The following is a 20,101-nucleotide window of genomic DNA, read 5'->3' as shown; positions in this document are numbered from 1 at the left end:
ATGTTACACCGTCACAACAGGCACTCTTGACGCCAGCGCGCACATCAGCTCATACCCGACGGTGCCCGCCGCAGCGGCCACATCATCAATTTTAACCTCGTTGCCCCACAGCTCAACCGGTGAGCCGATCCCCGCCTGGGGACACGGCGTCAAATCGATGGCCAGCATGTCCATGGAGACGGTACCTACCGTGCCGGTGCGCACGCCATCGACCCACACCGGCGTGCCGCTCGGGGCGATGCGCGGATAACCATCTGCATAGCCCCCCGCCACGATACCGATGCGCTGTTCACCTGCTGCCCGATAGCGGCTGCCATAGCCCACCGTATCGCCCGCTTTCAGGGTTTGCACGCCGATAATCTCGCTTCGTAACGTCATCACCGGCTTCAGGCCGCTGTTGGCAATATCCTGCCACTGACCTGAGGGTGACGCGCCGTACAGTACGATCCCCGGACGTACCCAGTTGTAGTGCGCCTCGGGATGCCAGAGCGTTGCCGCTGAGTTCGACAGCGAGCGCGGACAGTCCAGACCTTCTGCCGCCTGCTCAATGCGGACCATGGCATCGGCAATGCCGTCCGGCTTTTCCGCATCGGCGAAGTGCGCCATCAGCGTCATCTCACCGACGTTTTTCAGCGCACGAAGCTGCTGCCAGACCGTATGCACCCGTTCAGGCTGGAAGCCCAGACGGTTCATCCCGCTGTTCACTTTGAGATAGATATCCAGCGGGGCATGCAGCTTCGCGTCCTGGATGGCCTTGATCTGCCAGTTACTGTGAACGCTGGTCGTCAGGCGGTACTTATCCAGCAGAGGCAGATCCTGCGCATGAAAGAATCCTTCCAGCAGCAGGATCGGTCCTTTCCAGCCGCGCTCGCGCAGCAGGATGGCCTCTTCCAGATTCAGCAAGGCAAAACCATCGGTGCCGCCGAGCGCACTCCAGATACGGTCGATACCATGACCGTAGGCGTTGGCTTTCACCACCGACCAGACACGAGAACCCGGCGCAGCACGGCGAACAATTTGCAGGTTATCCTTCAGCGCCTGCAAATCCAGCTGGGCCAGAATGGGACGGGACATGACGACTCCTTAATTATGCGCGCCGTGCAGGTGTTGTGGACGCGATGGGGTAAACCCTGATTGATAGCGTGCGGCGCTCAAATCGTCAAACGGAATTGCCGGCGTCCGTCCGGAGATCAGGTCGCTCAGCAGCTGGCCCGAACCGCAGGCCATGGTCCAGCCAAGCGTGCCGTGGCCGGTGTTAGTCCACAGATTTTTGTATGGTGTACGGCCCACAATCGGCGTGCCGTCCGGGGTCATTGGGCGCAGGCCGGTCCAGAACGTCGCCTGCTCAATGAAGCCGCCGCGCGGGAAGAGATCGCCCACGACCATCTCCAGCGTTTCACGACGCGGTTTGAGCAGCTCGGTATTGAAGCCCACGATTTCCGCCATGCCGCCGACGCGGATCCGGTTATCGAAGCGGGTGATGGCGATTTTGTAGGTTTCATCAAGAATGGTCGAGACCGGCGCGCCGCTGTCCTCTTTCACAGGAATGGTCAGGGAGTAGCCTTTCAGCGGATAGACCGGGATATCCAGGATCCCTTTCAGCATCGCGGTTGAGTAGGAGCCAAACGCCATCACGTAGGCATCGGCTTTAATTACCTCTTCCCCACACTTCACGCCGTAAATCTTCTCACCTTCCGACAGCAGTTTGTCGACAGAAGTATTGAAGCGGAATTTCACCCCGGCCTGCTCACACATGCGCGCCAGACGCTGGGTGAATAGCTGGCAGTCGCCGGTTTCATCGTTCGGTAAACGCAGACCGCCCGTCAGCTTGTGCGCGACCTCGGCAAGCGCTGGCTCCACCTGCGCCAGCTGGCTGGCTTCCAGCAGCTGATACGGTACGCCCGCATCTTCAAGCACGGCGATATCGCGGGTCGCGTTTTCGTACTGTTGCGGGGTACGGAACAGCTGAAGCGTGCCGCCCTGACGCCCTTCATATTCAATGCCCGTTGAGGCACGCAGCGCCTTCAGGCAGTCGCGGCTGTATTCCGCCAGCCGCACCATACGCCCCTTGTTTTCCATATAGTGGCGGGTGTCGCAGTTGCGCAGCATCTGCCACATCCACTTAAGCTGGAACTGCGTGCCGTCAAGGCTGATCGCCAGGGGCGCATGTCGCTGAAACATCCATTTGATCGCCTTCAGCGGAACGCCCGGGGCCGCCCACGGCGCAGCGTAGCCCGGAGAGATTTGCCCCGCATTCGCCGCACTGGTTTCCAGCGCCGGACCGGATTCGCGATCGATAACGGTAACCTCATGTCCCGCCTGACTTAAATACCAGGCGCTGGTTACGCCAACGACACCACTTCCCAGTATGACAACACGCATAGCCACTCCATTATGAGCAAAAGAACAATCATCTAATTACAGATTGATAACCTAGTTGAAAATATTATTCAACATATGACTTTTTTATGGTGACTCAACTCACATATCCCGCTGTATCATGGGATGGCGCTTATTTGGGATCTCCTGCTGCGCGTTATTTTTAACCAGTAGAAAATTCTGTGAGCACCGCTTTATTTGCCGTATCGAAAACGCGAAATCGCAAAGAAAAAATTTCTGCGCCCCGCGTATTTGAATGGGGTGATCTATGCTTGAAAGGAGGCTCTCCAGTCAGAGAGAGCGACCAACAACGAGGGCGCGCTAATGGCTACACTAGATTCCATGTCCAGGGACAGCACCCGTCTGAGCGATGGACCCGACTGGACCTTCGAGTTGCTGGATGTCTACCTGGCGGAGATCGACCGGGTGGCCAAACTCTATCGTCTGGATACCTATCCCCATCAGATTGAAGTCATCACCTCGGAACAGATGATGGACGCTTACTCCAGCGTCGGGATGCCAATTAACTATCCGCACTGGTCGTTTGGCAAAAAATTCATTGAAACAGAGCGGCTGTATAAGCACGGGCAGCAGGGACTGGCGTATGAAATCGTCATTAACTCTAACCCGTGTATTGCCTATCTGATGGAGGAGAACACCATTACCATGCAGGCGCTGGTGATGGCGCACGCCTGCTATGGACATAACTCGTTCTTCAAAAATAACTATCTGTTCCGCAGCTGGACGGACGCCAGCTCCATCGTCGATTACCTGATCTTCGCCCGCAAATACATTACCGACTGCGAAGAGCGCTACGGCGTGGACGAGGTGGAGAAGCTGCTGGACTCCTGCCACGCGCTGATGAACTACGGCGTTGATCGTTATAAGCGTCCGCAGAAGATCTCATTGCAAGAAGAGAAAGCCCGGCAGAAGAGCCGCGAGGAGTATCTGCAAAGCCAGGTGAATATGCTGTGGCGCACCCTGCCGAAACGTGAAGAGGAGAAAACCGTCGCCGAGGCGCGTCGCTACCCTTCCGAGCCGCAGGAAAACCTGCTCTACTTTATGGAGAAAAACGCCCCACTGCTGGAGCCGTGGCAGCGTGAGATCCTGCGCATCGTGCGCAAGGTGAGCCAGTATTTCTATCCGCAGAAGCAGACCCAGGTGATGAACGAAGGCTGGGCGACCTTCTGGCACTACACCATTCTTAACCACCTGTACGACGAAGGAAAAGTCACCGAGCGGTTTATGATGGAGTTTCTGCACAGCCACACCAACGTGGTATTCCAGCCGGCATATAACAGCCCGTGGTACAGCGGCATTAACCCGTACGCGCTCGGCTTTGCCATGTTCCAGGATATCAAGCGTATTTGTCAGTCGCCCACCGAAGAGGACAAATACTGGTTCCCGGATATTGCCGGTTCCGACTGGCTGGAAACGCTGCACTTCGCGATGCGTGATTTTAAGGATGAGAGCTTTATCAGCCAGTTCATGTCGCCGAAGATCATGCGTGATTTCCGCTTCTTCACCGTACTGGATGATGACCGCAACAACTACCTGGAGATCTCCGCGATCCACAACGAAGAGGGTTATCGCGAGATCCGCTCGCGCCTGTCATCCCAGTACAACCTGAGTAATCTTGAACCGAACATTCAGGTCTGGAACGTGGATCTGCGCGGCGACCGCTCCCTGACGTTGCGCTATATTCCGCACAACCGCGCGCCGCTGGATAAGGGGCGTAAGGAAGTGCTGAAGCATGTGCATCGCCTGTGGGGATTTGACGTGTTGCTGGAGCAGCAGAACGAAGATGGCAGCGTGGAGCTGCTGGACCGGTGTCCGGCGCGGTTGAATACGCTGTAGTGGGATTTTTTGCCCGGTGGCGCTACGCTTACCGGGCCTACGGGACCTGTAGGCCGGGTCAGGCGAAGCCGCCACCCGGCGAAAAAAACCTCTCAATCGAGAGGTTTTTTATTTCAGCGACTCTGAATCGCTAAATCACCCGGCAGCGTTTTCTGCATCCGATGCCAGATTTCACCGGAGTCGTGGCCGTAACGACGCACCGTTTCATAGACCTGATCGTGCAGCCCTTCGGTGCAGAGTTTGCTCAGTTTATGGTAGAAGCCGAGCGCCAGGCTGCGGGCTTCAGGGTTAGCAAAATAGTGACGACCAATGCGCGTATATAACCCTTTCATTCCATTCAGGATCAGACCGTAAACCGGATTGCCGGAAGCAAACGCCAGACCGCGGAACACATTGTAATCCAGGGTCGCAAAGGCATCCGCGTGGTCTTCCACCTCATTAGCGGTGGCAAGCACTTTCAGCGCATCTTCAGGATGCTGACGAAACGCGGTGCGGATGAAAATGGTGGCGATGTTGGTGCGCACGGAAAGCAGATTATCAATCAGCTGCGGTACGCTTTCGTGGTCGAGACGCGCCAGCGTTTCCAGAATGTTCAGCCCGGACGTTTCCCAGAAGTTGTTCACCTTAGTGGGTTTGCCATGCTGTATCGTCAACCAGCCATCGCGCGCCAGACGCTGGAGCACTTCTCGCAGCGTGGTACGGGTGACGCCAATCAGTTCAGAGAGTTCGCGTTCAGCAGGTAGAATTGATCCCGCAGGGAAACGATTATTCCAGATGCTTTCAATGATGTACTCTTCCGCGAAACCCGCCGGGCTCTGCGCCTTAATGACCATAGTGAGATTTCCATTACACAGCTTTAGCAAATTGCACTCATCATACCAGAGGCGCGCAGAGGCAGATAGCGCAGCAGAGACAGAAAAGAGGGATCGCCGTTTCATTTTTATGAAATTTACAAATGGCTTAATCCCCCGCTCTGCCGCCATTTTTGCGTATACTGATGTCTTGTCTTATTTGACGGGTAAAGGACGTCTGTCGTGGAAATTTCATTTGGGCGCGCGCTGTGGCGCAACTTTTTAGGTCAGTCACCTGACTGGTACAAACTTACTTTACTGGTATTCCTGGTCGTTAATCCCGTTATCTTTTTGCTGGATCCCTTCGTTGCCGGGTGGATGTTGGTCGCCGAGTTTATCTTTACCCTGGCGATGGCGCTGAAGTGCTATCCGCTGTTGCCCGGCGGGCTGCTGGCGCTGGAAGCCGTGGTCATTGGAATGACCAGCGCGGAGCATGTTAAAAACGAGATAGCGTCGAATCTTGAAGTCTTGCTGCTGCTGATCTTCATGGTGGCGGGGATCTACTTTATGAAGCAGCTTCTGCTGTTTATCTTCACCCGTTTGCTGCTGAGCATTCCATCGAAAACGCTGCTCTCGCTGGCGTTTTGCCTCGCCGCGGCCTTCCTCTCTGCCTTCCTGGATGCGCTGACGGTCGTTGCGGTGGTGATCAGCGTCGCCGTCGGCTTTTACGGGATTTACCACCGGGTGGCCTCGTCTCGTCCTGGCGATAACTTGCAGGACGACAGTCACGTTGAGGCGCACAACCGCGATGTGCTGGAACAGTTCCGCGCGTTTCTGCGCAGCCTGATGATGCATGCGGGCGTGGGGACGGCGCTGGGCGGCGTGATGACCATGGTCGGGGAGCCGCAAAACCTGATTATCGCCAAAGCGGCTGAGTGGCATTTTGGCGAATTTTTCCTGCGCATGGCGCCCGTCAGCGTGCCCGTGCTGGTCTGCGGGTTAGCAACCTGTGTGCTGGTCGAAAAATTCAACCTCTTTGGGTATGGCGCTAAGTTGCCCGATCAGGTCCGCCAGGAGCTGCATAAGTTTGACGAGCAGAGCCGCAAACAACGCACGCGCCAGGAGACGCTGCGTCTGATTGCACAGGGTTTCATCGGCGTGTGGCTTATCGCTGCGCTGGCCTTCCACCTTGCCGAGGTGGGGCTGATTGGCCTGTCGGTAATTATCCTTGCAACCAGCCTGGGCGGCGTTACGGACGAACATGCTATCGGAAAAGCCTTTACCGAAGCGCTGCCGTTTACCGCCCTGCTGGCGGTGTTTTTCGCGGTCGTGGCGGTGATTATTGACCAACATCTGTTCGCGCCGATCATCGCGTTTGTGCTTCAGGCTACGCCAGATTCGCAGCTAACGCTGTTCTATTTGTTTAACGGTCTGTTGTCCTCTATATCCGATAACGTCTTTGTCGGGACGGTATACATCAATGAGGCCAAAGCCGCGATGGAGCAAGGGATTGTCAGCAGTGAACAGTTCGAGCTGCTGGCGGTGGCGATCAACACCGGAACCAACCTCCCCTCCGTGGCAACCCCGAACGGTCAGGCGGCATTCCTCTTCCTGCTGACCTCGGCGCTGGCACCACTCATACGACTTTCTTATGGAAGAATGGTCTGGATGGCGCTGCCGTATACGCTGGTGCTTACCCTGGTTGGTTTGCTGTGCATCAAAATTACTCTCGTTCCCTGTACGCAATGGTTATTGCAAGCAGGTATACTTGCGGCGCATTAAAATTCGTTTACACTGCGCTGTCTAAGCATGTTCCAGGGAAATGATTATGTTGCGATTTTTGAACCAGTGCTCACGCGGTCGCGGAGCGTGGTTGTTGATGGCCCTGACCGCCTTTGCGCTGGAAATGGTCGCGCTGTGGTTTCAGCATGTGATGGGGTTGAAACCTTGCGTACTGTGTATTTATGAGCGTTGTGCGCTGTTCGGCATTATGGGCGCGGGTCTGGTAGGTGCGATTGCACCCAAATCACCGTTACGCTATGCGGCAATTGCCATCTGGCTGTACAGCGCCGGGAAAGGGATTGCGCTTGCCTGGGAGCACACCCAGATGCAGCTTCACCCGTCGCCGTTTATGACCTGCGATTTTGCCGCCCGCTTCCCGAGCTGGCTGCCGCTGGATAAATGGCTGCCGCAGGTGTTTGTGGCCTCCGGTGACTGCTCTGTACGCCAGTGGGAATTCCTGACGCTGGAGATGCCGCAGTGGCTGGTGGGCATTTTTGTCGCCTACTTTGTGGTGGCGCTGCTGGTGCTGATTGCCCAGCCGTTCAAACCAAAGAAACGCGATCTTTTTGGAAGGTAAAAGCAAAACGGCAACGTCAGTTTTGTAGATCGGGTAAGCGCAGCGCCACCCGACAAAATTGCGCACAATAAAAAACCCGCCTCGGCGGGTTTTTTATTATCACCGATTAGGGTGATTCATAATGTGGTCTTCCCAGTCGCGCACCTCGGACTCTTTCACCGCAATGTGGCGCACGGAAATACGTTCACCGTGCATCGCCGCTTTCGACCCCGTCAACAGCGGATGCCATGTGGGCAGATCTTTTCCTTCCGCCAGCAGGCGATACGCGCAGGTATGCGGCAGCCACTCAAAGGTCGGCAGATTTTCACGGGTTAACTTGATGCAGTCCGGCTCATATTCGAAACGGCGCTCATAGTTGCGGCACTGGCAGGTTTTGATGTTTAACTGCTTGCAGGCTACGTTGGTGAAATAGATCTCGTCCGAATCTTCATCCATCAGCTTATGCAGGCAGCACTGCCCACAGCCGTCACACAACGATTCCCACTCCGCGTCGGTCATGTCGTCGAGAGTTTTGCTTTGCCAGAAAGGAATGTCGTTCATCGGGATGTCCACACGTCAAAATAGAGCGCACCTTATAACGAGTCTGGCACGTTGATGCAAGTTTTGCCGCCCTTTTCAGGCGGCAAGGTGCTTTTACAGCACGCGGGTTTTCAGCGACAGGCCGTTAAAACTGACGTCCAGTTCGTCGCCGCTAAGCAGCGGCCCCACACCTTCCGGAGTGCCGGTGAGGATCACGTCGCCAGGTTTCAGGGTGAAGAAGCGGCTCATGTAGGCAATCAGCGGAACGATCTTATGGATCATGTCAGCGGTTGTTCCCTGCTGGCGGATCTCGCCGTTGACCTTCAGGCTGAGCTGCGTGTTCTGCGGATCGTCGGTAAATTCACTCACCGGAACGAAACCGGAAATCGGGCATGAATTATCAAAACCCTTGGCTTTTTCCCACGGCTGCCCCGCTTTCTTCATTTTGCCCTGGACGTCACGCAGCGTCAGGTCGAGCGCGACACCGTAACCCGCAATCGCCTTCTCTACATGCTCTTCAGTTGCCTGGCGCAGCGTCGCGCCGATCAGCACCGCCAGTTCCACTTCATGATGCACCGAACCCAGTCCCTGCGGCAGAACCAGCGGCTGGCGAATATCGCACAGTGCGGTTTCTGGCTTAATAAACAGAACCGGCTCTTCCGGCACGGCGCTGCCCATCTCCTGAATATGTTTTGCATAGTTGCTGCCCACGCAGACCACTTTGCTGACGGGATAATCCAGTAATGCACCTTGCCAGTTATGATGTTGATACATGGTCGACCCCTAATCGGTTGATGAGTTGTTCCCGGAAGGACCCGGGCTTATTTCTTTCCGCTCAGCTCAAGGTGCTGTTTTAATAAATTCTCCGGTGGCGGCGGAAGCTGTAAATAATAGCCCTGCTCGATTAACGCCTTTTTGACTTTCTCAAGATCGGCGTTCACCAGCTTCTTACGGCCGTCCAGCGGCAGCAGCATCGCCAGCTGCGGTCGGCCAAAGCTTTTCATTAATTCTTCAGGCACGCGGGAAAAATCGTCTTTCTTTTCGACATAAAGGTAGGTCTGGTCGCAGCTGGTACTTCTGTAGATCACACAAAACATGTTTTTACTCTGAATTAATGGGTGGTTGCTTGCCTCAATATACTCCTGACTATAACATGCCTGATACTCTTCGGAATATCGCGGCGATGTGTTGCGGTTAATAGCAAATTGAGTAAGGCCAGGATGTCAAATACGCCCATCGAGCTTAAAGGCAGTAGCTTCACCTTATCAGTGGTTCATTTGCATGATGCAAAACCCGAGGTTATTCGTCAGGCGTTAGAAGACAAAATCGCGCAGGCTCCCGCTTTTCTTAAGCATGCTCCTGTTGTCGTCAATGTAAGCGACCTTGAGGGGCCGGTTAACTGGAAGCGACTCCAGCAGGCCGTCGCCTCCACGGGGTTGCGCATCGTGGGCATTAGCGGCTGCAAAGACGCAGAGTTAAAAGCCGAAATCGAACGTGCGGGTTTGCCCTTGTTAAACGAGGGCAAAGAAAAAGCCCCACGTGCAACGCCTGCAACCGTTCCCGCTCCCCCGCCTCCGGCGCAAAATGTAGCCCCAGTCACAAAAACGCGATTGATTGATCTGCCGGTTCGTTCCGGTCAGCGCATTTATGCGCCAAACTGTGATCTGATTGTTACAAGTCACGTCAGTGCGGGCGCAGAACTGATTGCAGATGGCAATATTCACGTTTACGGTATGATGCGTGGGCGTGCGCTTGCGGGCGCCAGCGGCGATCGAGAAGCACAAATTTTTTGTACTCACCTGACGGCAGAACTGGTGTCTATCGCAGGTGAATATTGGCTGAGCGATAAAATCCCAGCCGAATTTTATGGCAAAGCGGCCCGTCTGCAACTGGCAGATAACGCTTTGACCGTTCAACCGTTAAATTGATCCCTTTTAACAAGGAATTTCTATGGCACGCATTATTGTTGTGACTTCGGGTAAAGGAGGCGTTGGCAAGACCACCTCCAGCGCGGCCATCGCTACTGGTTTGGCCCAGAAGGGAAAGAAAACCGTCGTAATCGACTTCGATATCGGTCTGCGTAACCTGGACCTGATCATGGGTTGCGAGCGTCGCGTGGTGTATGACTTCGTGAACGTCATTCAGGGCGATGCCACCCTTAACCAGGCGCTGATTAAAGATAAGCGTACCGAGAACCTCTACATTCTTCCGGCGTCCCAGACCCGTGATAAAGACGCCCTGACCCGCGAAGGCGTGGAAAAGGTGCTCGACGATCTGAAAAAGATGGAGTTCGACTTCGTGGTCTGCGACTCCCCGGCCGGTATCGAAACCGGGGCTTTGATGGCGCTCTACTTCGCGGATGAAGCCATCATCACCACCAACCCGGAAGTCTCGTCAGTACGTGACTCCGACCGTATTCTCGGCATTCTGGCCTCGAAATCCCGTCGCGCGGAAAATGGCCAGGAGCCAATCAAAGAGCACCTGCTGCTGACCCGCTACAACCCTGGCCGGGTGAACAAAGGTGACATGCTAAGCATGGAAGACGTGCTGGAGATCCTGCGCATCAAACTGGTTGGCGTGATCCCGGAAGATCAGTCCGTGTTGCGCGCCTCTAACCAGGGCGAGCCCGTGATTCTGGATACACAGGCAGACGCAGGTAAAGCGTATGCGGATACCGTTGACCGTCTGCTGGGAGAAGAACGTCCTTTCCGCTTCATTGAAGAAGAGAAGAAAGGTTTCCTCAAACGCCTGTTCGGAGGATAAGTTATGGCATTACTGGACTTTTTTCTCTCGCGGAAAAAAAGCACCGCCAACATCGCAAAAGAACGTCTGCAAATCATTGTGGCGGAACGTCGTCGTAGCGACGCCGAACCGCACTACCTGCCGCAGTTGCGCAAAGACATTCTGGAAGTGATCTGCAAATACGTGCAGATTGACCCGGAAATGGTCACCGTTCAGCTGGAGCAAAAAGACGGGGATATTTCGATTCTGGAGCTGAACGTGACGCTTCCGGAAGCGGAAGAGTCGCGTTAATCTATTTGTGGTTTTGTAGGCCGGGTAAGCATCGCGACGCCCGGCAATTTCCCCGGTGGCGCTGCGCTTACCGGGGCTACAATTCTTTAGCGCGGATACCCTTCCAGCAGGGTATTCAGGCGTTCGGCCATCAGTTCCCCCCGCCATCCGGCGACCAGTTCCGGTAAACCATTTTGCGGTTTCAACTTCCAGTGCCAGTTCAGCAGCTGGTTAATCTGACGACGTGAAGCCAGCAGTTCGGCACTCAGTTTGCTTTCCCCCGCCACCGTCTGCACCAGCGCTTTGATGTCTTTGAACGCCTTGCGGTAGCCCGGCATATCCATCAGGTTAAGCAGCGGTTCTGGCAGTGCGTCCTCTGGCAGCTGCTGAGCTTTCTCTACCAGCGCGATCAGCGTTTTACCGTGGAAACGGATCTCACTTCCGGAAAGGCCAATGCTGTCCAGTTCACCAAGGCTACCCGGCATATAGCGCGCCACCGCCCACAGGTGTTCTTCACGCACCACGAAGTTAACCGCCAGATCGCGCTCACGCGCTTTACGCAGACGCCAGTCAGCCAGCAATTGCAGACAGGCCAGTTGACGGGTGCGCAGCTGCCAGGCGTTGGTGATGTCACGCCAGGCTTCTTTCGGATCAACCACTTCCTGGCGACGCTGCTGCGTCATGCGGCACTCGTCCAGTGCGGCAGACAGCCAACCGGACGCCTCAGCCTCTTTCATGAGCTGGCCGGCAATTGGAAGAAGATAAAAGACGTCTGCCGCGGCGTATTCAAGCTGACGCGCCGTCAGCGGACGCGCGAGCCAGTCGGTACGCGATTCGCTCTTATCCAGCGTCAGACCGGTGTACTCTTCCACCATCGCCGCAAAACCCCAGGAGAGCGGACGACCGCTGAACGCCGCGAGGATCTGGGTATCAATCAGCGGCTGCGGCATGATGCCAAAGGTGTTGAGAAATACTTCCAGATCTTCACTGCCCGCGTGCAGATATTTGGTCACGGCGGTATCCAGCAACAGCTCGCGCATTGGTGCCCAGTCGGTAATGCCGAGGGGGTCAATCAACGACACGTGTTTGCCGTCATACATCTGAATCAGACCCAGCTGCGGATAGTACGTTCGGGTGCGGACAAATTCCGTATCCAGGGCGATAGCGGGAAATTCACGCGTCACCTCGCACAGCGAAGCCAGCTCGTCGTTGGTAGTGATCATCTGGTAATTCAAATCGGACTCTCTTTTGTTTGCGCCCATAAAAAACGCCGGATTAACCGGCGTCTGGGCGATTAACGTGAAGCTCAGGCCTTATTGTCCACTTTGGCACGGGCTTCGTCACGTAATTCTCGTCGTAATATCTTCCCGACGTTGGATTTCGGCAGCTCATCCCGGAATTCCACCAGCTTCGGCACTTTATAGCCGGTCAGCTGACGGCGACAAAACGTTATCAGCGCATCCTCGGTCAGAGAAGGATCTTTCTTGACCACAAATATCTTCACCGCTTCACCGCTGCTGCCGGAAGGAACGCCCACCGCCGCCACTTCCAGCACGCCGCTGTGCTGCATCACCACGTCTTCGATTTCGTTCGGATAGACGTTGAACCCTGACACCAGGATCATATCTTTCTTGCGATCGACGATGCGCAGGAAGCCTTCGTCATCCATCACCGCGATGTCGCCCGTGTGCAGCCAGCCGTCTTTGATGATCTCATCCGTGGCATCCGGACGTTGCCAGTAGCCCAGCATCACCTGCGGCCCTCTGACGCACAGCTCTCCTGGCTCACCGTGAGGCACTTCGTTATCCTCATCATCCACCAGTTTTGCTTCCGTCGACGGGACCGGCAGACCGATACTGCCGCTGTGATAGTCGATATCATGCGGGTTAACGCTGACCAGCGGGGCGCACTCCGTCAGGCCATAGCCTTCCAGCAGATACTGCCCGGTGAGTTTCACCCAGCGCTCGGCAACCGCCTGCTGAACCGGCATCCCGCCACCCGCAGAGAGGTGCAGCGTGGAGAAATCGAGCTGCTGGAATTCTTTATTGTTAAGCAGCGCGTTAAACAGGGTGTTCACGCCGGTCATGGCGGTGAACGGGTATTTCGCCAGCTCTTTGACCAGCCCCGGAATGTCGCGCGGGTTGGTGATCAATACGTTTTGACCGCCAAGCTCAATAAACAGCAGGCAGTTCATGGTCAGCGCAAAAATGTGATACAGCGGAAGCGCGGTGATCACCAGCTCCTTGCCCGGATGCAGCAGCGGCCCGTAGGTGGCATTAACCTGCTCAAGGTTCGCCAGCATGTTACGGTGGGTCAGCATCGCCCCTTTGGCCACGCCGGTGGTACCGCCGGTGTATTGCAGGAAGGCCAGATCCTCGGACACGATCTCCGGCTTCACGTACTGCATCCGGTAGCCCGCATGCAGGGCGCGGCGGAAAGAGATGGCATCCGGCAGGTGGTATTTCGGCACCAGCCGCTTAACGTATTTAACGACAAAGTTGACCAGCGTACCTTTCGCGGTAGAGAGCTGGTCGCCCATGCGCGTCAGGATGACGTGTTTAACCTGGGTTCTTTCAACGACTTTTTCCAGCGTGTGGGCAAAGTTGGAGACAATCACAATCGCCGCCGCGCCGCTGTCATTCAACTGATGTTCCAGCTCGCGCGGGGTATAGAGCGGGTTAACGTTAACCACGATCATCCCTGCCCTGAGGATCCCGAACAGCGCCACCGGGTATTGCAGCAGGTTTGGCATCATCAGCGCGACGCGATCCCCTTTCTGCAAGCCCAACCCTTCCTGTAAATAGGCTGCAAACGCCCGGCTGCGCTCTTCCAGCTTACGGAAGGTCATCACTTCGCCCATATTCACAAATGCAGGCTGGTCAGCGTAACGCCGTACCGAGTGTTCAAATAATTCAATCAGGGATTGATAACGGTCAGGATTGATCTCCGCAGGGACATCCGCGGGATAACGGTTAAGCCAAACCTTTTTCAATGCATCACCTCTGAAATGAGTGTTCGTCGTCATCACAGCCCCGATAATAAACAGTTTGTTAACATTATATTAACTCAGCGTACCAGTTTATTAATTGTTCAGATTGCAGGTTGCGAAGCGCGTCACTCTTTTTTTTCGTTTTATCCGTAAAAAAACAGAGACAGCGGCTGAGCCGCTGTCTCTTTCCTAACAATAACAGTAAGTTACTCAGTTACGATTGTTTGAACCTGTGCAGGGCCTGGATTGTACCAACCCCAGCCACCGTAGCCGTAACGATACGGATGCGGTCCCCACATCCACGGATCGATTGGCTGTGGCGGCATCACCACCTGCTGGGCGATACGCCAGCGTTTGTAGCCGTTCACCTGCATGGTCATAAATTTGTATGGCGTATTGCCGATTTTCCCCGCCACCGAACCGGTAATCGGCCCGACGACGGTCACCAGCTGCCCGCGGAAATCTACCGGATCGAGGAAGCCGCTGACGTCAGCGTAGATCCGCCCGCGCGAGGCTTCACCCAGAACAGGCCGCGCGCCGTCGTCCAGCGGGACAGTGGCAATCTCCAGCCGGGTTTTACCCTGCTGGTTTATCACTTCAACCACCTTGCCGCCAAACCGCGCTTCCTGCCCGACATACAGCTCCGGGGCATTCATCACGCGTACCAGATCCTGCTGTGGCGTCGGGCTGGTGCCCTTGATCGCATCAGGAACGGTGACGCACCCGCTCAGTGCTATGGCAACCGCGCCTGCCATAAGAAAGCGTACAACTTTAGTCTGAACCGCCATGATGCGACTCCTTTTTCTCAGTTCCTGTTACTGAGATTCATTCGCGGCCAGGAAGTTTCTTCCACGCGACGGTGTTTCGTAAATAAACCGGTTCAGCATGTTCAACCGCCATGGTTTTTCCTGCGGCAAGCAGCTGACAGGCAATCGGCAGCATATCTTCTGCGGCGGGCAGGAGCATGTTACCGTCCACCAGCGTAAGGCCGGTGTCCTTCGCCATCTCAGGCCATGCCGGCCAGCCGGTTCCGACCGTCGCCCACTCACCGGAGAGCTGCTTCAGGCGCCCGGTGACGGCTTCAGGTTTAAGCACCGCTTCCGTCTCTTCGCCGTGCCAGACGCCGTTTTCGTCACGGGTGTACTCCGCCCAGTAGACTTCCCCCATGCGGGCATCAATCGCAGCCAGCACGCGGGTGGCCCCGGTCATCCGCCAGGCGCCCTGAGCCATGGTCGCAAGCGTTGAGACGCCGATCATCGGCAGGTCAGCGCCCAGCGCCAGCCCCTGCGCAATGCCAATCCCGATACGTACGCCCGTAAAGCTGCCCGGACCACGGCCGTAGGCCAGCGCGTCGAGGTCAGTCAGGGCGGTGTTGCCCTCGGTTAAAATGGTTTTTACCAGGGGCAGAATACGTTGGGTGTGTTCCCGTGGGCACTCTTCAAAATGAGCAAAAGTCGTACCGTCGTTCCACAGGGCAACGGAACAGGCCTCTGTCGCGGTATCAATAGCCAGAATTCGCATCAGTCGTCGCGCTCTCGCAATGGTCAGTCACAAAATGGCGCGCATCTTAACACACTCCGGGAAGAATTACTCCGCCGTCGGGTTCGCCAGGAAGCGGACCGCGCGTTTAATATCCCGCGTGCGCGGCGCGGGCGGCAGGCTGGCGAGGAAGGTGGCGCCGTAGGGACGCATCACCAGGCGGTTGTCGCAGATCACCAGCACCCCGCGGTCGGTGACGTCGCGGATCAGTCGCCCTACCCCCTGTTTAAGCGTGATGACCGCGTCCGGCAGCTGGACGTCGTCGAACGGATCGCCCCCGCGCAGACGGCAATCCTCCATGCGCGCTTTCAGGAGCGGATCGTCCGGCGATGTGAACGGCAGCTTATCGATAATCACCAGCGAGAGCGTATCGCCGCGCACGTCCACCCCTTCCCAGAAGCTGCTGGTCGCCACCAGCAGGGCATTACCGGCGCTGACAAACTGCTGGAGCAGCTGGCCTTTGCTGGTTTCCCCCTGCAACAGCACCGGTAGCGTCATGGTGGCGCGGAACTGCTCGGCCAGATCGCGCATCATGGCGTGTGAGGTGCAGAGCATAAAGCAGCGCCCGTTGTTGGCCTCAATCATCGGCTTCAGCATGGCCGCCAGATGGCGCGCCGCGCCCGGCTGGTTAGGCAGCGGCAGATTGCGCGGCACGCACAGCAGCGCCTGTTTCTCATAGTCGAACGGGCTCGGCAGAAGCAGGGATTCCGCCTGCTCAATGCCGAGGCGCTCGGTAAAGTGGTGCAGATCGTCATTGACCGACAGCGTGGCCGAGGTAAAGACCCAGGTGCCGGGCTTTTGCGCCATCACCTCTTTGAATTTATCAGCAACGGTCAGCGGCGTGAGCGCCAGGGTGAAGTGGCGCGAGGTACATTCGTACCAGTAGCTATAGCCCGGCTGGTTGATCTCTTTCAGCCGCTTCAGCCGCCCACGGTAGAGCGTGGCGCGCTCGAAAGCGGCGTCCAGCAGCGCTGAACGTCCGAGGGACAGCTTCGCCACGTCGTAACAGAGTTCAAGGGCATCATCGAGCAGCAGCAGCGCGCGCTGGATATTTTTGTCTGCGAGCAGTTCGCGCAGGTTGCCGCGATAGCCCGGCTCGCCAAGCTGTAAGCGGAAATCCTGTGCGCATTGCGCCAGGCGGTCCGCGCACTTCTGCAACTGCTGGGTATCTTTGAGTTCGGTGCGATAGGCAATGGTAATATCTTTCGCCAGATCCTGAAGCTGACGGCTGGAGAGCGACTGACCAAAATACTGGCTGGCGATGTCCGGTAGCTGATGGGCTTCATCGAAGATCATCACCTCCGCCTCCGGGATCAGCTCGCCGAAACCACTGTCCTTGACCACCATATCCGCAAGAAACAGGTGATGGTTCACCACCACCACGTCGGCGTCCATCGCGGTTTTACGCGCTTTCACCACAAAACAGTCCTTATACAGCGGGCAGTCGCTGCCGAGGCAGTTGTCATTGGTGCTGGTCACCAGCGGCCAGGCCGGGGAGTCTTCCGGCACGCTCGCGCAGGTGCTGATGTCCCCCTCCTCCGTCTGGTTGGCCCAGGCGCGCAGGACGATCACATCGCTCAGGGTTTGTACCGGCAGGTCACCGCCCGCCAGCGCCTGCTGTTCAAGACGCTCCAGACACAGGTAGTTAGAACGCCCTTTCAGCAAGGCCAGACGCCCTTTGTATTTCAGCGCTTTCGCCACCGTGGGTAAATCGCGGCTGTAGAGCTGATCCTGGAGCGCTTTTGATCCCGTAGAGATGATCACCTTTTTTTTCGCCCGCAGCGCAGGAGCGAGGTAAGCATACGTTTTCCCCGTACCGGTGCCGGCCTCCACGACCAGCGGCTGCGCCTTGTCGATGGCGTGCGCGACGGCATGCGCCATCTGACGTTGGGGTTCGCGCGGTTTAAAGCCGGGAATAGCCTGTGCTAACTGACCTTCTGGGGAAAAATCGTCTGCCACGGTGTTCTCTCACTGTATTTTTGCACAGGGATTATGTCAGCCCCTTCTCTCCGGTGCCACCCCAAATAGTGACGACGGCGGAACATTATGGCAGTCTTGCCGCCTGACGACGAAAGATAACGAGGATACGTTTATGACAATTACGCGCATTGATGCCGAAGCCCGCTGGTCTGACGTGGTGATCCACAACCAGACGCTGTACTACACCGGCGTCCCTGCCAATCTGGACGCCGACGCCTTCGAACAGACCGCCAACACCCTGGCGCAGATCGACGCCGTACTGGAAAAACAGGGCAGCGACAAATCCCGCATTCTGGATGCGACGATTTTTCTGGCGAATAAAGACGATTTCGCGGCGATGAATAAAGCCTGGGATGCGTGGGGCGTGGCGGGTCACGCGCCTGTACGCTGCACCGTACAGGCCACGCTGATGAAACCGGAATATAAGGTTGAGATCAAGATTATCGCGGCAGTGTAAGCCGGTTATTCTTCATCTTCATCCTCAAAGCGCGCCACGATCCGCTCGCCGGTATGGGTGGCGCGAAGTTCTTCCGCGACCTGGGAAATTGCCTGTCCGCTGCTCATCCCCTGGGACATCAGCTCCTGAATACGTTCAACGGCTTTCTGCTGTTGGTCATGGCTGAGAGAAGGTAAACCTGCAAACATCGTTAACTCCTGCTAAATTATTCGCGCTAATTATTTCACGCTGCCCGGTAGTATGCCATACATGAACATGCGCTTCCCCACTGTTATGACCTTGCCCTGGCGTGCAGACGCCGCCGAGTTCTGGTTTGCCCGTCTGAGCCACCTGCCTTTTGCGATGCTCCTGCACTCCGGGCATGCGGATCATCCCTACAGCCGCTTTGATATTCTGGTGGCCGACCCGGTTAAAACGCTGACGACCGATGCGCTGTCGCCAACTGACGATCCGCTGATGCGGCTCCAGAACGAGATCCATGCTCTGGGCTTTTCTGCCACACCGGATCCGGATCTGCCTTTCCAGGGGGGCGCGCTGGGCCTGTTTGGTTACGATCTGGGTCGCCGTTTCGAAAAGCTGCCCGAGCATGCGCAGGCGGATATTTCCCTGCCGGATATGGCGGTGGGGCTCTATGACTGGGCGCTGATCGTGGATCACCGTAAGCAGACAGTTTCTCTGCTAAGCCACCGGGACGTGCAGGCGCGTCTGGCCTGGCTTGAGGCGCAACGGCCCGCCGCCCCGGAACGCTTTATGCTAACCTCCGGCTGGCGCTCGAACATGAGCGCGGAGGAATACGCGGAAAAATTCTCCCGCGTGCAGGCGTATCTTCACAGCGGCGACTGTTATCAGGTCAACCTCGCCCAGCGTTTCCAGGCGGCATACGAGGGAGACGAATGGCAGGCGTTTACCCGCCTCAATGCCAGCAATAAGGCCCCGTTCAGCGCATTTTTACGCCTTGAACACGGCGCCATCCTCAGCCTTTCACCTGAGCGTTTTATTCACCTGGCTGACGGTATGATTCAGACCCGCCCGATAAAGGGCACCCTGCCGCGCCTTGCCGATGCCGACGCCGACCGTCAGCAGGCGGAGACGCTGGCGGCCTCGCCGAAAGATCGCGCTGAAAACCTGATGATTGTCGATCTGATGCGCAATGATATTGGCCGCGTCGCCGAGCCGGGCAGCGTGCGCGTGCCGGAGCTGTTCGTCGTGGAACCATTCCCGGCGGTGCATCATCTGGTCAGCACCATCACCGCACGTCTGCCGGCCTCGCGAACCGCCTGCGATCTGCTCCGCGCCGCGTTTCCGGGCGGCTCCATTACCGGCGCGCCGAAGGTCCGGGCGATGGAGATCATCGACGAACTGGAACCGCATCGCCGCAACGCCTGGTGCGGCAGCATCGGCTATGTGAGTCTGTGCGGCACCATGGATACCAGCATCACTATTCGCACCCTGACGGCCTGCGACGGTAACCTGTACTGTTCCGCAGGCGGTGGCATTGTGGCCGACAGCCAGGCGGAGGCGGAATATCAGGAAACCTTTGATAAAGTGAATCGTATCCTGAAACAACTGGAGAACTCACGGTGAAGAAAGACAACCTGACGCTGGATGATTTTCTGTCGCGCTTTCAGCTTCTGCGGCCCCAGGTTAACCGTGCCACGCTGAATCAACGTCAGGCGGCGGTGCTGATACCGGTCGTGCGTCGTGAGCAGCCGGGTCTGTTGCTTACCCAGCGCTCACCGCATATGCGAAAACACGCCGGTCAGGTTGCGTTCCCGGGCGGCGCGGTGGACAGCACCGATGCATCCCTGATTGCCGCCGCGCTGCGCGAAGCGCATGAGGAAGTGGCGATCCCCCCGGAGACGGTCGAGGTGATCGGCGTGCTGCCGCCAGTGGACAGCGTAACCGGTTTTCAGGTCACGCCGGTCGTTGGCATTATTCCGCCCGACCTTAAGTATCACGCCAGCGTCGATGAAGTTTCAGCGGTGTTCGAAATGCCGCTGGAAGAGGCCCTTCGTCTGGGCCGCTATCACCCGCTGGATATTCACCGCCGCGGACACGATCATCGGGTCTGGCTGTCGTGGTATCAGCATTATTTTGTCTGGGGCATGACGGCAGGCATCATTCGTGAGCTGGCCCTGCAAATCGGCCTGAAGCCTTGACTATACTTTACATTCCACCCTTTTCTGGCAGGTTTGCGATCGGCGTCGCGCTATTAGCAA

At 56.8% G+C, this 20,101-nt stretch carries 21 protein-coding genes; 9 read left to right on the top strand and 12 right to left on the bottom strand.

Features of this window, described 5'->3' with window-relative positions:
- Positions 1-3: 3 nt before the first annotated feature.
- Together dadX and ACWKXX_RS16820 are read right to left on the bottom strand one after the other, a co-directional pair.
- Positions 4-1,074 (bottom strand): catabolic alanine racemase DadX, encoded by a 1,071-nt coding sequence (dadX, locus tag ACWKXX_RS16825; protein ID WP_023296789.1) that lies wholly within the window; start codon positions 1,072-1,074, stop codon positions 4-6.
- Positions 1,075-1,083: 9 nt separating this feature from the next.
- Positions 1,084-2,382 carry a D-amino acid dehydrogenase gene (locus ACWKXX_RS16820; RefSeq protein WP_032619534.1) on the bottom strand — a complete coding sequence of 433 codons (1,299 nt, stop codon included), beginning with the start codon at positions 2,380-2,382 and terminating at the stop codon, positions 1,084-1,086.
- Between the two features lie 321 nt (positions 2,383-2,703).
- On the opposite strand from ACWKXX_RS16820, the gene ACWKXX_RS16815 reads away from it, so the two are divergent.
- Entirely contained in the window at positions 2,704-4,236 is a 1,533-nt protein-coding gene (locus ACWKXX_RS16815) for a SpoVR family protein (RefSeq protein WP_017384314.1), read from the top strand.
- Between the two features lie 113 nt (positions 4,237-4,349).
- On the opposite strand, the gene fadR is transcribed toward ACWKXX_RS16815, so the two are convergent.
- Positions 4,350-5,069, bottom strand: a complete 720-nt coding sequence (fadR, locus tag ACWKXX_RS16810) for a fatty acid metabolism transcriptional regulator FadR (protein ID WP_015570315.1) — start codon at positions 5,067-5,069, stop codon at positions 4,350-4,352.
- Between the two features lie 201 nt (positions 5,070-5,270).
- Here fadR and nhaB point away from each other — a divergent pair, with 201 nt between their 5' ends.
- Complete coding sequence (gene nhaB / locus ACWKXX_RS16805) at positions 5,271-6,809, top strand: Na(+)/H(+) antiporter NhaB (protein WP_017693269.1); 1,539 nt, start codon at positions 5,271-5,273, stop codon at positions 6,807-6,809.
- Between the two features lie 46 nt (positions 6,810-6,855).
- Positions 6,856-7,386 carry a disulfide bond formation protein DsbB gene (gene dsbB / locus ACWKXX_RS16800; protein ID WP_017693268.1) on the top strand — a complete coding sequence of 177 codons (531 nt, stop codon included), beginning with the start codon at positions 6,856-6,858 and terminating at the stop codon, positions 7,384-7,386.
- Positions 7,387-7,485: 99 nt separating this feature from the next.
- On the opposite strand, the gene ACWKXX_RS16795 is transcribed toward dsbB, so the two are convergent.
- The 3 genes from ACWKXX_RS16795 to ACWKXX_RS16785 form a co-directional block, all read right to left on the bottom strand.
- Positions 7,486-7,926 (bottom strand): YcgN family cysteine cluster protein, encoded by a 441-nt coding sequence (locus ACWKXX_RS16795; protein ID WP_015570314.1) that lies wholly within the window; start codon positions 7,924-7,926, stop codon positions 7,486-7,488.
- Between the two features lie 93 nt (positions 7,927-8,019).
- Positions 8,020-8,679 (bottom strand): fumarylacetoacetate hydrolase family protein, encoded by a 660-nt coding sequence (locus tag ACWKXX_RS16790; RefSeq protein WP_047063172.1) that lies wholly within the window; start codon positions 8,677-8,679, stop codon positions 8,020-8,022.
- A 47-nt stretch (positions 8,680-8,726) separates the two neighbouring features.
- Complete coding sequence (locus tag ACWKXX_RS16785) at positions 8,727-9,002, bottom strand: YcgL domain-containing protein (protein ID WP_261666184.1); 276 nt, start codon at positions 9,000-9,002, stop codon at positions 8,727-8,729.
- 123 nt (positions 9,003-9,125) lie between these two features.
- Here ACWKXX_RS16785 and minC point away from each other — a divergent pair, with 123 nt between their 5' ends.
- From minC to minE, 3 genes are read left to right on the top strand one after another with little or no spacing between them, the layout of a single operon-like run.
- On the top strand, positions 9,126-9,833 hold the full coding sequence (minC, locus tag ACWKXX_RS16780) for a septum site-determining protein MinC (protein ID WP_017384318.1): 708 nt from the start codon (positions 9,126-9,128) through the stop codon (positions 9,831-9,833).
- Positions 9,834-9,855: 22 nt separating this feature from the next.
- Complete coding sequence (minD, locus tag ACWKXX_RS16775; protein ID WP_003859938.1) at positions 9,856-10,668, top strand: septum site-determining protein MinD; 813 nt, start codon at positions 9,856-9,858, stop codon at positions 10,666-10,668.
- Between the two features lie 3 nt (positions 10,669-10,671).
- Complete coding sequence (minE, locus tag ACWKXX_RS16770) at positions 10,672-10,938, top strand: cell division topological specificity factor MinE (RefSeq protein WP_003859937.1); 267 nt, start codon at positions 10,672-10,674, stop codon at positions 10,936-10,938.
- An 86-nt stretch (positions 10,939-11,024) separates the two neighbouring features.
- Here minE and rnd read toward each other — a convergent pair whose 3' ends face one another.
- The 5 genes from rnd to ACWKXX_RS16745 form a co-directional block, all read right to left on the bottom strand.
- Positions 11,025-12,140, bottom strand: coding sequence for a ribonuclease D (gene rnd, locus ACWKXX_RS16765; protein WP_126514059.1), 1,116 nt, complete (start codon positions 12,138-12,140; stop codon positions 11,025-11,027).
- Between the two features lie 83 nt (positions 12,141-12,223).
- Positions 12,224-13,909 (bottom strand): long-chain-fatty-acid--CoA ligase FadD, encoded by a 1,686-nt coding sequence (fadD, locus tag ACWKXX_RS16760; RefSeq protein WP_017693264.1) that lies wholly within the window; start codon positions 13,907-13,909, stop codon positions 12,224-12,226.
- 203 nt (positions 13,910-14,112) lie between these two features.
- Positions 14,113-14,694 (bottom strand): Slp family lipoprotein, encoded by a 582-nt coding sequence (locus ACWKXX_RS16755; RefSeq protein WP_023303883.1) that lies wholly within the window; start codon positions 14,692-14,694, stop codon positions 14,113-14,115.
- A 37-nt stretch (positions 14,695-14,731) separates the two neighbouring features.
- Positions 14,732-15,427 carry a tRNA (adenosine(37)-N6)-threonylcarbamoyltransferase complex dimerization subunit type 1 TsaB gene (gene tsaB, locus ACWKXX_RS16750; protein ID WP_261666183.1) on the bottom strand — a complete coding sequence of 232 codons (696 nt, stop codon included), beginning with the start codon at positions 15,425-15,427 and terminating at the stop codon, positions 14,732-14,734.
- Between the two features lie 66 nt (positions 15,428-15,493).
- Complete coding sequence (locus ACWKXX_RS16745; protein ID WP_023303884.1) at positions 15,494-17,404, bottom strand: ATP-dependent DNA helicase; 1,911 nt, start codon at positions 17,402-17,404, stop codon at positions 15,494-15,496.
- 133 nt (positions 17,405-17,537) lie between these two features.
- On the opposite strand from ACWKXX_RS16745, the gene ACWKXX_RS16740 reads away from it, so the two are divergent.
- Positions 17,538-17,882 (top strand): RidA family protein, encoded by a 345-nt coding sequence (locus ACWKXX_RS16740; protein ID WP_454540835.1) that lies wholly within the window; start codon positions 17,538-17,540, stop codon positions 17,880-17,882.
- 5 nt (positions 17,883-17,887) lie between these two features.
- Here ACWKXX_RS16740 and ACWKXX_RS16735 read toward each other — a convergent pair whose 3' ends face one another.
- A complete protein-coding gene (locus ACWKXX_RS16735; RefSeq protein ID WP_003859925.1) occupies positions 17,888-18,070 on the bottom strand; it encodes a YoaH family protein in 183 nt (60 codons plus the stop codon).
- A gap of 61 nt (positions 18,071-18,131) precedes the next feature.
- Between ACWKXX_RS16735 and pabB the strand changes: the two genes are divergently transcribed.
- Positions 18,132-19,466 (top strand): aminodeoxychorismate synthase component 1, encoded by a 1,335-nt coding sequence (gene pabB, locus ACWKXX_RS16730; RefSeq protein WP_039270572.1) that lies wholly within the window; start codon positions 18,132-18,134, stop codon positions 19,464-19,466.
- Positions 19,463-20,041: a CoA pyrophosphatase gene (locus tag ACWKXX_RS16725; RefSeq protein WP_261666182.1), complete on the top strand. Its 579-nt coding sequence runs from the start codon at positions 19,463-19,465 to the stop codon at positions 20,039-20,041. Before pabB ends, ACWKXX_RS16725 begins: the two co-directional genes overlap by 4 nt.
- Positions 20,042-20,101: the final 60 nt, after the last annotated feature.

The organism is Enterobacter sp. UPMP2061 (genome assembly GCF_053709615.1).
This window is presented reverse-complemented; position numbering and strand designations above follow the sequence as displayed.